14 protein-coding genes are annotated in these 12,189 nt (G+C 36.8%); 10 read left to right on the top strand and 4 right to left on the bottom strand.

Translation table 11 applies throughout. The features are described from left to right. Positions 1-57: 57 nt before the first annotated feature. Complete coding sequence (locus MKY71_RS19515) at positions 58-1,338, top strand: ubiquitin-like domain-containing protein (RefSeq protein WP_340733809.1); 1,281 nt, start codon at positions 58-60, stop codon at positions 1,336-1,338. 70 nt (positions 1,339-1,408) lie between these two features. Here MKY71_RS19515 and MKY71_RS19520 read toward each other — a convergent pair whose 3' ends face one another. The 3 genes from MKY71_RS19520 to MKY71_RS19530 are packed head-to-tail and all read right to left on the bottom strand — an operon-like array spanning position 1,409 to position 3,272. Continuing rightward, a complete protein-coding gene (locus tag MKY71_RS19520; RefSeq protein WP_340733810.1) occupies positions 1,409-1,876 on the bottom strand; it encodes a hypothetical protein in 468 nt (155 codons plus the stop codon). A gap of 47 nt (positions 1,877-1,923) precedes the next feature. Beyond that, on the bottom strand, positions 1,924-2,301 hold the full coding sequence (locus MKY71_RS19525) for a hypothetical protein (protein ID WP_340733811.1): 378 nt from the start codon (positions 2,299-2,301) through the stop codon (positions 1,924-1,926). 14 nt (positions 2,302-2,315) lie between these two features. Continuing rightward, complete coding sequence (locus tag MKY71_RS19530; RefSeq protein WP_340733812.1) at positions 2,316-3,272, bottom strand: hypothetical protein; 957 nt, start codon at positions 3,270-3,272, stop codon at positions 2,316-2,318. Between the two features lie 435 nt (positions 3,273-3,707). Here MKY71_RS19530 and MKY71_RS19535 point away from each other — a divergent pair, with 435 nt between their 5' ends. The 5 genes from MKY71_RS19535 (at position 3,708) to MKY71_RS19555 (ending at position 6,988) form a co-directional block, all read left to right on the top strand. After that, positions 3,708-4,061, top strand: coding sequence for a hypothetical protein (locus MKY71_RS19535; protein ID WP_065217231.1), 354 nt, complete (start codon positions 3,708-3,710; stop codon positions 4,059-4,061). A gap of 12 nt (positions 4,062-4,073) precedes the next feature. Then, positions 4,074-4,970: a 5'-3' exonuclease gene (locus tag MKY71_RS19540; protein WP_065217232.1), complete on the top strand. Its 897-nt coding sequence runs from the start codon at positions 4,074-4,076 to the stop codon at positions 4,968-4,970. Positions 4,971-5,036: 66 nt separating this feature from the next. Continuing rightward, positions 5,037-5,366 carry a hypothetical protein gene (locus MKY71_RS19545; RefSeq protein ID WP_079524053.1) on the top strand — a complete coding sequence of 110 codons (330 nt, stop codon included), beginning with the start codon at positions 5,037-5,039 and terminating at the stop codon, positions 5,364-5,366. A 13-nt stretch (positions 5,367-5,379) separates the two neighbouring features. Then, the gene (locus tag MKY71_RS19550) at positions 5,380-5,853 is read left to right on the top strand and encodes a hypothetical protein (RefSeq protein ID WP_340733813.1); all 474 of its coding nucleotides are present in this window, start codon (positions 5,380-5,382) and stop codon (positions 5,851-5,853) included. Then, positions 5,846-6,988 (top strand): hypothetical protein, encoded by a 1,143-nt coding sequence (locus tag MKY71_RS19555; RefSeq protein WP_340733814.1) that lies wholly within the window; start codon positions 5,846-5,848, stop codon positions 6,986-6,988. The genes MKY71_RS19550 and MKY71_RS19555 overlap by 8 nt, the downstream gene beginning before the upstream one ends. Before the next feature lie 79 nt (positions 6,989-7,067). On the opposite strand, the gene MKY71_RS19560 is transcribed toward MKY71_RS19555, so the two are convergent. Continuing rightward, positions 7,068-8,636, bottom strand: coding sequence for an IS1182 family transposase (locus MKY71_RS19560; protein WP_340733815.1), 1,569 nt, complete (start codon positions 8,634-8,636; stop codon positions 7,068-7,070). Between the two features lie 338 nt (positions 8,637-8,974). Here MKY71_RS19560 and MKY71_RS19565 point away from each other — a divergent pair, with 338 nt between their 5' ends. The 4 genes from MKY71_RS19565 (at position 8,975) to MKY71_RS19580 (ending at position 11,682) form a co-directional block, all read left to right on the top strand. Beyond that, on the top strand, positions 8,975-9,301 hold the full coding sequence (locus MKY71_RS19565) for a hypothetical protein (protein WP_340733816.1): 327 nt from the start codon (positions 8,975-8,977) through the stop codon (positions 9,299-9,301). Positions 9,302-9,313: 12 nt separating this feature from the next. Then, positions 9,314-9,775, top strand: coding sequence for a hypothetical protein (locus tag MKY71_RS19570; RefSeq protein ID WP_340733817.1), 462 nt, complete (start codon positions 9,314-9,316; stop codon positions 9,773-9,775). A gap of 5 nt (positions 9,776-9,780) precedes the next feature. After that, positions 9,781-10,998 carry a hypothetical protein gene (locus MKY71_RS19575; protein ID WP_340733818.1) on the top strand — a complete coding sequence of 406 codons (1,218 nt, stop codon included), beginning with the start codon at positions 9,781-9,783 and terminating at the stop codon, positions 10,996-10,998. Positions 10,999-11,328: 330 nt separating this feature from the next. Beyond that, positions 11,329-11,682, top strand: a complete 354-nt coding sequence (locus MKY71_RS19580; protein WP_340733820.1) for a hypothetical protein — start codon at positions 11,329-11,331, stop codon at positions 11,680-11,682. Positions 11,683-12,189 lie beyond the last annotated feature (507 nt).

Raw genomic sequence — 12,189 nt, forward strand, 5'->3', positions numbered from 1 at the left:
GACTCGCCATCGCATAACTCACCAACCTATAATACAATTGTATTAGGAGGCGTTTATATGTCGAATGACAATTTAATAGAACAATTATTATCGCCACGACGTAAAGCTAAAAGGAAATTAGCCATCGGTATAGTGAGCGCTCTATTACTACTTGTGATTGGAGTCATCCTATTTCAAATAACTAAAGTTGATGTAAAACTTGTTACGAATGAAGGGGAACGAATCGTTTCTACACACGCTAATACTGTCGAACGGTTGTTAGGAAAGCAAAAAATTGATGTATCGAAACATGACAAAGTTTCACCTTCACTTGATACGAAGATTGAAAAAGGTATGACCATCCAATGGCAGCAAGCAAAGCCAGTTAAAATTAATTTGAATGGTGAAATGTTATCTATCTGGACGACTAAAACAGCCGTCAGAGATATATTGCAGGAGGCCAATATTGATGTGTCAGACAATGATAAGCTGTCATTACCTCTTGATAGCGAAATCGATAAAAACCGCGAAATAGACATATTACAGGCTTTTGATGTAGCTATTATTGAACAAGGGGAACGTAGAAATGTTCGCTCTACTGTTACTTCCGTTAGTAATTTATTAAAAGAGCAAGGCGTTACATTAGGTGAGCTTGATAAAGTTAATTACCGGTTAGATTCAAAAATCCATGCGAATATGAAAATTGAAATTATTCGTGTTGAAAAAGTTACAAAAGTTGTAGAGGAGACGCTTTCGTATGCTACTGAAAAGCAGAGGGGGCTTTCTTTACTAAAAGGGGAAAGCGAACTAATTACAAAAGGTAAAAACGGTCAGAAAAAAATTACATACGAGATTGTGAAAGAAAACGGGAAGCCGGTAGTGAAATACATGGTTTCAGAGGAAGTTACAAAAGAGCCAGTTACCGAAGTTATACTAATCGGTACAAAGGTTCCGGAGCCCGTTGTCGCGGCTGCCGAGGAATCAATCATACGTGCTAACTCGAATGATCTTGAAGATTCTTTAAGTAATTATTCAAGTGACATAAAGGTTGAAAACGAGCCAACAGCAAGTAAAGAGGAGTTAATTGTTGAAGCAACCGCCTATACGCCGTTTTGTACTGGATGTTCAGGTACTACGAAAATGGGTATCAATGTCCGTTTAAATACTAATATAAAAGTAATTGCGGTTGATCCCACTGTTATCCCGCTTGGTTCTCGGGTTTGGGTAGAGGGGTATGGGTTCGCAATAGCTGGTGACATTGGAAGCGATATAAAAAACAATCGAATTGACGTTTTAGTACACTCTAATACTGAAGCGTTCAAATGGGGACGAAAACAGGTTCGACTGAAAATATTGTAATGCCTTCCGGATAAAATAAAAAAACGTGCTACAGCAATTCCAACATGGATGCTGCAGCTCGTTTTTCTTTTTATATGTGATTCATAAAATGCTCAATAACTTCCGTCATATTTTCATCGGATTGTTTTACCGTCATATCTTTTAATAACCAACCCTCATGATTTTGTAATGGTGCTACATCATAGAGTTTGGCATAGGCATTGTAATAACCGGTTAATTTTTCAACCATGTTTACAGGTTCATCATCTTCTTTTAGCCAATTTACTTTGCCACGACAAATGACATCATCGTATTCATCATAAATGATGGCACTTTGTATCGTTAAGTCTTCATCATTCATTGAAAAAGCTACGTAATAATCATTGTCTAAGATCAGGCCGAAGATTGTTTTATCGCCATAGCCAAAGTCACGACCTAATTCCATTGTGATACTTACCGCGCTCGACAGGCGTAGCATCGGATAAGCTAAATCGTCCCAACCATGCTCATAATGTTGCTCTAAATAATCGGCTTTTGAAATTTCTTTAATGTTTGTCATGTTTTCTATCTCCTTAATATGGTTCTGTTATTTGTATGGTCTGTCTCTTACATTTCAGGCATTGCACAGCAACGAAGGGGGACATTTGCTCGTAAATAAGCCAAGTCCTCGTCGTTTAGAGGTACGATTTTATGTGTCTGATCTAACTTTGCAAATATGCATGTGCCGGGAATGTGGTAAACGCGGTCGTCAATATCTTTCACCATATATAAGTGTTCGCCAGCCATTAAGCCGTCATCGTCTGATAATACAGTGAAGTTATTTTCTAAATCAGTGAATGTTATAAGGGGAGGGTGTTCTCGATCAATATGTTGGGCTAACACTTCCAGCTTGGATTTCTTGGTTGCCTTGATTGATAATTCAACATCCTCATGCGGTATTGTGTACATTACGCCTGCTCTTACTAATAAATATACTTTTGTCATTTTCTATATTCTCCTTAACCTAATTTAATCGTTACGACAGAAGCATATAAGCTCTCCTGCGCGGTGTTTTCGTCATTGGTTTGCACTTGTTGATGATTACTCGGAACAGGCTTCATTTGGCTTGTATTGAGCTTTATATTCGTTGGATATATTTCATGTGGGAAATATATATGGCGGAAAGGCTCAACATGTTCAGGAATCGGTATGTTTCGGCTAATAAATGAGCAACGTTGGCGGTACTCTGCCTCAACCTTTTGAGCAGATACGATTTCATTTCCTAGTGCTGTATTTGGTAATACAGTGTGTAGCGGTGTGCTTTCATTCATATCATTTGCTACAAGCTTTTTATTTAGCTCAATTGGCGAGTAAACGATGTTTGCTTGCACAAAGTAGACTGTTCGAAGGAACAACGCGATTACAACTGGCAATGTGATTACTGGCCAGTCCGATATGAACGTAAGTTGCAGCTGTAATTTTACATAGAAGATCCATGCGAAAGGGGCTACTAGATAAATGAAATGTCTGATTAAAAGTTTGGGACCGATTATCAGTAAGTGAAAAGCTCTTTTGTCAGGGGTAGATTTTGTAGCGCGTGAAGCATTGGCTAGTTTTTCGTGGAAAGCAGTAACGACTTCTTTATAGAATTTGTCGCTTGCTATGAAGCCAAGTTCTGGATTGTGCGCACGTGGAGGTTCCAGTAAGTACAAAGTCAATAGTGAGGACATTTCGCTCGTAAATCTAAAGCGTTTGTTTTCGGCTTTAAATTGCTTTAAACGAAGTGTGTCGAACACCTTGTATTTGTATTTTCTGTTTACCTTCAGTACGGCAGGTAAAATGTATAAAGCGAGTAAGACCTGCCACCATTCCATAATAAAATCTGAATAAATGTGTTTGTAATTCGTACCTTGTGCTAAATCAAGCAAAACCAATACAATGTGTAGTCCTGCTATTGCTACTAAGGGTTTAAGCATACAATTCAACTCCTTAAAAATAGGTTCTCGTCAGTTTCTATAAATAATGTTTTTTTGTCTAATAAAAAAAAGCACGCTAAAAAGGGCATAATAAGCCAATTTTAGCGTGCTTGATTTCAAAAAAAGGAACTCTATACCAATGGATAGAGGAAAAAGAAATAATAACAAAATAACAATATTTATAATGAAAGCGTATCAAATATTTGTATTAAAATAAAGTTTTTTTAAATAAGGTTTCGTGCTATACTTTGATTATTATTACTTTTACTTATTTTTTTATTTTTGCTCAGCCATTGGATTGAGCCATTATTACTCGAAAACGCTTATTTAGGCGATTGATCTTTAGGCATTACTATGTCTAAAAACCCATCAATCTCTTAAATAAGCGTTTTTTTATGCTTAAAAATGCTTTAAAAATTTAGGAGGTGCTTTCTATTGGAAAACAAGGATTATACGAGATTTAGTTGCTGCGCATATTGGCAACAGTGTGATTTAGGGCGAGGTGCATGTGTATTTGATACTACAGAACCTAACAAAAAATCATTCTGCGGTGCTTATCTTAACCGCGATCTACGTAATGACTTACAGCAAGAGGTAAAAACAGAGAAAGTTGAAGTTACTGAGCCAACGCTTTTTGAGCTTCCTGTCACTGTTCCTGAGCCAACTGCTACCAATCAACATGACGATTTATTTTTATTTGAACTTGAAGAAACTCCGTCGGCTCCACAACCGAAATCAGCTAAAAAGCCTGATTTTATTGAGGCGACAGGTCAGTTTACACTATTTTAAGGAGAGATTACTATGTTACAGATGAATTTATTTGACGAACTTATCCGCATGAACAAAGACAATACGTTAAAGGAGAAACCTTTTTTTAATGACTGGATTTTAGTAGACGGGAATAATTTAATTAACCGTACTTACTATGTGACAGAGAAAGTTGACAAGCGTTCACCAGACGGAAAGCTTATTCCAGCTGTACGTCTCGCTTTAAACATGGTGCTAGAATATCAAGAGAAGTTAAATGCTCAATTAGTGTTCTTCTTTGATAAAGGGCGCGGTTTCCGAGCGAATTTGTACCCCGAGTACAAAGCCAATCGAGATTCTAAACCTACACCACCCGGTTTAACAGAACAAATGGAAACTTTAAAAGAGGTTTTAAGTCATGCTCAAATTCCTGTATTTACGGATGAATTGTTAGAGGCCGATGATCTAATCGCGAGTGCCGCAAACAATTTAAACGGACATAAATACATTTTAAGTAACGATAAAGACCTTCTACAGCTAGTTAGCTCAGAAGTGACGGTTGTTGCACGTAAGGGAAAAGAGGATGTGTATTATACTCCTGAACGTTTTGAGGAAGAATGGGGCTTGAAGCCAGTTCAAATTGTTGATGTAAAGGCATTGGCTGGTGATAGCTCGGATAATATAAAAGGCGTTGCAGGAATCGGTGAAAAAGGTGCAAAATCGTTGATTGAACATTTTGGAACAATCGAAGCGATTAAAAAGCCTTTCCCTAAACCATTATTCAGATACGAAAAGTATTTTGATGAAGTGGGTGTGGAAACAGCTGCATTCTGCAAGGTTTTAACGACATTAAAGATAAATGAATTTATAAAGGTCCAACGATATCATTTTTCAGAGTACGGGCTTAAAAGCGTGTGCTCGTCGCTTGGCATTTATTTAAATCGTTTCTAATTATAAGAAAGTATGAGGAAGTACATTTTAAATGTGCTTCCTTTTGCTATTTGAAGGAGATTTTTTATGAAAGTTGACGTAGATAAAATTTGGGGACAAAACGAATTCGGGCTTTACACAAATAAATCTGTAGAGATTATTTCAACCTTGTATTTCGGTAAATACGAACACTCTTCTGATATAGAGGATCAGTTGGAAGATTGGTCGCTAGACGATTTAATCAATACGTTTGATCTTGTGTATGAAATGTACACTTACGAGGCTGGCGAGTATGAAGAAAATGAATTTGCCGAGCCTGAAGTGTATCAGCTAGCACACGAATTTTACAACGCTGCTAATATATCCGACGCGACGAACTATTATCTTAGACCAAAATCGAAAAAGAAGTTTTTTTAAGGAGAAAAAGTATATGGCTTTTTATTATGAAAGTGCAATTGGTAGTGGTGACAAGAACGTTATTATTCGTTCTTTATCACGAATTATGATAGCGAAGGTTTGTAAGCTCTTAAATATTGAATGGGATTTGCAATTTTATATGGGGTCTTCCAGTGACGAAAATGAGGGGTATCTAGAAGATTTACTTGAATTTTTACATGTTACAAACTCCGATTTCGAGTGGGACGATGAAACAGGCTACTTATATTTAAATCTAAACTTGCCTCGTAACAAAATGGAGTCACTTGTTGAAGCACTTTGTGATGGTTGGTCCGAGTTTTACTATGAGGAAATTCTTGACGAGGAAACCGGTGAGCCAGTTGAGTTTGAGACTTATTCAGAAACAGGTGTAACCCTATATATGAACTACTATCGTGGTAGACCATGCCAATTTTTTAAGGAATATTACGAGTTAATTTTAAGAAAAGGAAATGAGAAAAATGACTAATAAAGTAATTGCTATTTTTGAGGATAATAAACATATCAAAATGGAACGTTATGAAAATGATACGAAGGTTGGTTCACGCCAAATGTTACCCGCTGATTATTTTGGGAGTATGGCAGCGAACTTAACTCCAGGTGCTTTAATGTCACTATTATTAGAGCACAGGGATTTCGAATCTTCACTTTCAAATTTGCATGATGAAGGAATTTTTGAGGACTTTTTAGCGACTGTCATACGTCATGTACCTAGTCATTTTTTAAATACAGGTGAAAATAACGAACTTGACCCAGGACTCGTTAAAATTTTTAGAGCTGTCGTGGAGAACGTTTGGACGTTCCGATCTATTGATACAAGGACATTGAATGAGTTTATGAAAAGATTGTCTGCGGATTCTCGTATTCAATTCGATGCCAACATGTTAGACCTAACGAAAAATCTAATGAGCCAGTTGTTACAAACACCTGTTGTTGAAAACGAAGAGAATAATGAGAAATTACGTATAGCTAGAATGTCGATGTTTAAATTTATGTATCGGTCATTAACGAAGCAGCAGCAAGAAGTTGAAAAAGACCTGCTGTATTCAATAATTGCTGGATTCTCACCTACTGATTATTCCGAGTTTGTTCTGAATACACGTGATATTCTTACAGACCATGAAGTGACAGACTTTGAAGGGGTTATTCCTTCTGGCTGTTCTTATGTGTTTAAAACGAATAAGCGTACAGTGTATGGCTTTGAGTTGAAAAAGGCACGCTATCGTATCAAATTCCATAATCAATTTATTGGGGAGATCGGACACCCACGTTTAGCATTTTTCTACACTGTAAATAGTGGTGGGTTTATTCACAGCATGCGTGTATATGCACTTAAAGACGATGGCAAGCGATTAAATGGCGATTCAGAGCTTTACCAATATCCTTACTCTAACGTTTATGGCGGTGGAGAGGTTTGTTGGGGAGAGAAAAGTACATTTAGCTTTGACGATATGAGCTTTGCAGCGAGTGGATTTCTGATGGCAAACAATACGGGCCATTTAACTTCTGGTGCTATGGATTACCTAAAGGAATTCAAAGACGCTGATTTTGACGATGAAAAATTAATATTAAAAGGCAAATTGAAGAGGCTGGGACAGAATTAGTTTCAGTTCACGCAAAAAGAGAAATTGCACAATGCAATTTCTCTTTTTGCGCTTTATAAAGAAAATATTCGGAGAGGCATTATCCTCTTACCGCATATTTCCTTAAATTTGTGGCCATTAATGCCAAGCCTATTTCGTTAGTAACCTTCGATTTTCCACGAACTGAAAATCGGCGGAAACACAAATTAGCCTTCAAGAATCCAAAAACTGGTTCCACGTCAATTTTACGTTGACGATAAATGGCAGCCGTTTTTTCTTCTGAAAGCTTCGCTCTTACTTCTTCTTTTTGTTGTTCCCAATTCTCGTTAATCATGAGTCTACGATTTTTCCCTTCCGCAGCTTTCGTACATTTTGTACGGAAAGGACATCCTGTACATTCTTCACATTCATAGATTTTAAATTCTCTTTGGAAACCTGCTTTATCCGTACGAACAGAATTATATTGGAATCTTAATCTCTTTTCATTTGGACAAATGTATGCATCGTTTTCTTTCTCATACACCCAATTGCTTGTCTTAAAAGGATCATTTTTGTATTTTCGCTTCTGTTCATTCAAGTACTGATTAAATGTAATGAGTGGTGTTCGTTTTCGATTGTTAAGAATATCATGGTAATTCTGTTCACTGCCGTATCCGGCATCCGCTACAATATGTTTTGGTAGCTCAAAATAACTTTCCTCAATTTTATTAAGAAATGGAATAAGTGTTTTCGTGTCTGTTGGATTTGGAAATACATCATAAGCGAGTGTGTATTGACTTTCAGTAGCGATTTGTACATTATAACCTGGCTTCAATTGGCCGTTTTGCATATAGTCATCTTTCATCCGCATAAATGTTGCTTCGTGATCTGTCTTTGAATAACTGTTGCGTGTACCAAACACTTTAAAATCCTTCTCATATTTCTGTTTTCTTATAATCCAATCATGTACTTGTTTGAGTATTTGCTTCGGTGTTTTTCGTTCGCTACGTAATTTTTTTCGTTCAATGACATCATCAGAATGCTCTATTTTGCTCGTATAGTCGTCGACTACTTCTTCTAGGTGATGTGCTACTTGTGTTAACTCTTCTATTGATAACTGTTCATCCGTTTCACGTTTGATTTCAGGAATAATTTGATGTTCCAATAACTCATCGTAAAGTTTATTTGATTTTTCTACGAGGTTGGTATGATGTTTTTCCACTGATTTTTTCCAAACAAATGTGAACTTATTGGCATTTGCCTCAATCTTTGTGCCATCGATAAAAATCGCTTCTTGATCAATGAGTTTTTCTTCAACTAGCTGACAACGGAATTGTACAAAACATTGGCGAATGAGTTCCTTCATATTGGGATGTACACGAAAACGGTTAATAGTGCGATAACTTGGTTCATATCCTTGGGCAAGCCACATCATACGGATACTGTCTCTTGTCAGATCCTCTATTTTTCTTCCTGAAAAAGTGGATTGTGTGTAACCGCATAAAATCAGCTTTAGCATCATACGTGGATGATACGATGGACAACCAGTATGGTGAATAAAAGGAGCGAAAGCTTCGTTCGGTATGCTTTCGACCAAATGGTGGATGGAAAAGGCAATATCATTTTTATGTAACTTTACTTCTAAATCTAGCGGTAAAATAAGTTGATTCATGTTATAATCTTTAAACATAGGGACACTTCTTTCGTTTAAAATTTGGTGGTAGGATACTTAAATTTTAACAGAGAATGTCCCTTTTTCACGCCTGAAATTATGCAGAGATTTACTTGATATAGAAGAAAAATTAGTTGTTCGGAGTGAAGGCGGCGACTCCCAGGGGACAAGCACGTGGGAGAGACTACAGGCTCGAGCCGTGCCCCCAGGAAAGCGTCCGCCGTAACGGAGAACAACGGCTACATAGTAGACACACAATAATAAAGCCGTTCAAACTTTACTCATCGTAAAACTTGAACGGCTTTTGATTTTGAGGCGGGTTTTGTCCCAGCCCCTTTATTTTTGGAGGAAAATATATGTATGACAAATTAGTTGGTTTTATTGATGAACCGCGTACTGAACATGATGAAGCGTTTTTAAGACAAGTAGAATTTATGAAAGCTTTCCCTAAAAATCATAGAGCTAGTATTAACGATATGAGAGAGCTATTTGATTCTATTTCAATAGATGATTTACTCGCGATTAGAGAAAACCTTTGTAGCGTCTCTGTTTATTTTGAGGGCGATATAGAATTTTGCTTGGGTGAAAAGGATGCTGAACCAACCCATTATACGTTAATGGACGACAGCACATTTTATGAGCTTTGGCACTTGAAAACTAATAATAAAAAGAAATTCTTCTAGGAGCGAGAGAGTATGAAGATTAATACTGCTGTATCACAAGACGACCATGTAACAATGCTTAAAACCATTGATAAATTAATCATTTGCAAGATGATTGAAGACTATACAAAGAAGCCTGTTTCTTCAAATATCCGTATTTTTCACCAATATAATGAGTTTGTCGGCTACTTTTACGATGACTTATGGGAAGCATTAATGGAATTTATTGAGGAAACTGGAATAGGAGAAGCTGATATGGAAAACGATACGCTACGAATAAATCTGTATAGTTATGAGCGTATTCAGGACCTGGGGCTTGATGAAATAGATGAAAAATTAGAATTGCTTTTTAAGGAGTTGCAATCATTAAGGTGTACGTCATGGGAGGATCATGGTTTTCTCTATCTTTATTTAGAGGACTACGACTTCGAAAATCACTTGATTGCTAAAGAATTATTGAAATTTGACAAATATTGTTCTGAGGTTGGAGAGTAAAGAAAATGACGATTAAAATTAATATTGAACCAAATAAAAACCCTGTAATTGAGCGTTATGAAAACGAGTTAAAGGTTGGTGCCCGTACAGTATACATTACTGAACTACAGAAAATGTTTGCAAGTGATTTACCAATCGATACGCTTTTATCGGTACTTATTCATGACCGTATTGACGAGTTTTCATTGCTATTAGAACAAGCTACGAGTGTCGATAACGAGGCGAGAGAGTTTGTTGATGTGATGTTAGAATACCTGAACGGTGAAATGATTAATTCCAGTCGTGCGATTAATGTTGAAAATATTCTAAAGCATTGTGAAGTAAATGCTGAAAACTTTTCAGTAGAACACTTCAATGAATTAATTCTGTTGTGGTCCAAGAAATTAAGAGAAAATCAAATTGATTTTTCTGGCCCTTTACGCGAATTGATATCCTTAGCAAGTGCTAAAGAAATGCCAACAGCACAATTAATGGAATTCATTATGTTATGGGGAACGAAATTAAAGTTTGCATCGGCAAATGAAGAACTTTCACAGACCCATGTTAGTGCTTTTACGGAGCTAATAAAGATATTGCTTTCAAACGAGCATAATAGCCCATTAAGGAAAAGCTTAATTAAATTAGCTTTAAGTGAGGTTTCAACACCAACTAACCCTAATGAAATGCGAACATGGCTTCTGAATGGAGTTACTGAATTAGACCAATTTGTATTAGAAGACGAGTTGGCACGTCGTAAAAATGACCGTTTTACTCAAAAAGAAGCGCGCTTCTTTGCACCTTTACCTAAAAATGCCGTATTTATGGCACATACGAATAAGGGGAACGTGTTCTATTACGACTTACCTAAAAATCGGTACTTTACTAAATTTCAGTCGGTTATGTTCAAAGAAAAGGTTGGTTTTCCGCGCCTTATTTTTGCTATCACCGTTAATGAGCATTTTGAAGTCATTGACGCAAAATTAGCTGCCGCAAAAGGTAAGAAATCGATTCACGAAGGTACACAGCTTTACAAGTACCCGTTTTCGAACGTTTTTTCAACAGGTCAACTTTGCTTCAATTTCAAAGGTATTCCATGCGATGAGCTTCCGGACGCATTTTTAAGCACATCGAATAACAGTCACTTAAGTAATGGGGGCTACGATTCGTTTAAAAAGTATGAGGGGCTCGATTTTGACGATGAAACACTGACGCCACTAAATGTAACCGTTGGTGAATTCTATTAATTAGAACGAGTTTTAAAGAGATCTATTTCGTGTGAACACACATGCGAAATAGATCTTTTATTGGGGCAAGTTTAAATTACGTTGTAAAAGTACAAACTACAAATAACTTATTGCAACGGCCTTATTAATTAGATATAATTAACGTATATTTTATTTGATTACTTTTTTTATTGACTATTTGCCGAAACCACTGGTATATCGGCTTTCTTTAGCACTCAATCGAGCTGCAACATTCGAAACCTTTCAAGGGATTCGTCTGTCTGTCTATCGATTGGGTGCTTTTTTTGTATTCAAGTAAGATAAACAAACATTTTAAGGAGGTCATTTAAAATGACTATAGAATTATCAATTTTTGATGTGGTTGGAGTAGAGGACGTATTAACTGAGGAAGAAAAAGCTGTATTAAACGCGGAGGAAGATAAAAAAGCCAAAGCTAAAACAACTGCAGCAAAGCCGAAACCAAAACCAAAACCGATTGAAGAATTTAAAGTGACTGCTGAGTGGACGATTCATTTCCCTACTGAAGCATTCCGAGTGAGTGATTTTGTTGATGAAGATGATATTCCAGAAGACGGAGTAACATTAGAGATCGTTCGACAAGGTATTGAACGCCATTTCCCTAAATTTAGTGCAGCACGTACGAAGTGGGATATGGGTGCGACACGTTACCTTACAAGCAAGTAATTTACTTGTGAAATAGGTGAATCTCGTAAAACTATTTAAACTGAATAAGATGTTTAAAGTACAAGAGATTTAACTTGTATATCGAAATTGAGAATGAAGCCGTCATGTTGCGCTGAAATCAATTGTCTGAGACTCCTACATGCATTGTAATCGGATTTATTACAATGTGTGAAGCTAGGTGAAGTCGGCTGAATCAAGCCTAAACCTCTTTTCAGAGGCACGGTAAGAGATAGGCCGGGACTCTATAAAATACTCATGGTGAGAATGTTTCGAAGGAAACTGACGAATCTGCGAACGTACATGTCTAGACCCATAACCATTAGAAATAATGGACATGCAATCGCATGGTGGAATACCGAAAAGTAAAAATCCATGTTATGAAATTCGGGATAATCAACAATCGAGATTATAATTTCACAGGCATATAGCAGACACCTAAAAGTATATGTAAAGATAGATATACAGGAACGTGGAAAGCAATGAACTTCATTTTTAAGTGTTATCCGA

Origin of the sequence: Solibacillus sp. FSL W7-1324, from assembly GCF_038008025.1 — a bacterium.
Taxonomy (GTDB): Bacteria; Bacillota; Bacilli; order Bacillales_A; family Planococcaceae; genus Solibacillus.

Excerpts from the sequence above, each read along its gene's own strand:
- MKY71_RS19525 (WP_340733811.1), bottom strand. The coding sequence starts at position 2,301 with ATGACAAAAGTATATTTATTAGTAAGAGCAGGCGTAATGTACACAATA.
- MKY71_RS19555 (WP_340733814.1), top strand. The coding sequence starts at position 5,846 with ATGACTAATAAAGTAATTGCTATTTTTGAGGATAATAAACATATCAAA.
- MKY71_RS19565 (WP_340733816.1), top strand. The coding sequence starts at position 8,975 with ATGTATGACAAATTAGTTGGTTTTATTGATGAACCGCGTACTGAACAT.
- MKY71_RS19580 (WP_340733820.1), top strand. The coding sequence starts at position 11,329 with ATGACTATAGAATTATCAATTTTTGATGTGGTTGGAGTAGAGGACGTA.
- MKY71_RS19570 (WP_340733817.1), top strand. The coding sequence starts at position 9,314 with ATGAAGATTAATACTGCTGTATCACAAGACGACCATGTAACAATGCTT.
- MKY71_RS19515 (WP_340733809.1), top strand. The coding sequence starts at position 58 with ATGTCGAATGACAATTTAATAGAACAATTATTATCGCCACGACGTAAA.
- MKY71_RS19530 (WP_340733812.1), bottom strand. The coding sequence starts at position 3,272 with ATGCTTAAACCCTTAGTAGCAATAGCAGGACTACACATTGTATTGGTT.
- MKY71_RS19540 (WP_065217232.1), top strand. The coding sequence starts at position 4,074 with ATGTTACAGATGAATTTATTTGACGAACTTATCCGCATGAACAAAGAC.
- MKY71_RS19575 (WP_340733818.1), top strand. The coding sequence starts at position 9,781 with ATGACGATTAAAATTAATATTGAACCAAATAAAAACCCTGTAATTGAG.
- MKY71_RS19545 (WP_079524053.1), top strand. The coding sequence starts at position 5,037 with ATGAAAGTTGACGTAGATAAAATTTGGGGACAAAACGAATTCGGGCTT.
- MKY71_RS19550 (WP_340733813.1), top strand. The coding sequence starts at position 5,380 with ATGGCTTTTTATTATGAAAGTGCAATTGGTAGTGGTGACAAGAACGTT.
- MKY71_RS19560 (WP_340733815.1), bottom strand. The coding sequence starts at position 8,636 with ATGTTTAAAGATTATAACATGAATCAACTTATTTTACCGCTAGATTTA.
- MKY71_RS19520 (WP_340733810.1), bottom strand. The coding sequence starts at position 1,876 with ATGACAAACATTAAAGAAATTTCAAAAGCCGATTATTTAGAGCAACAT.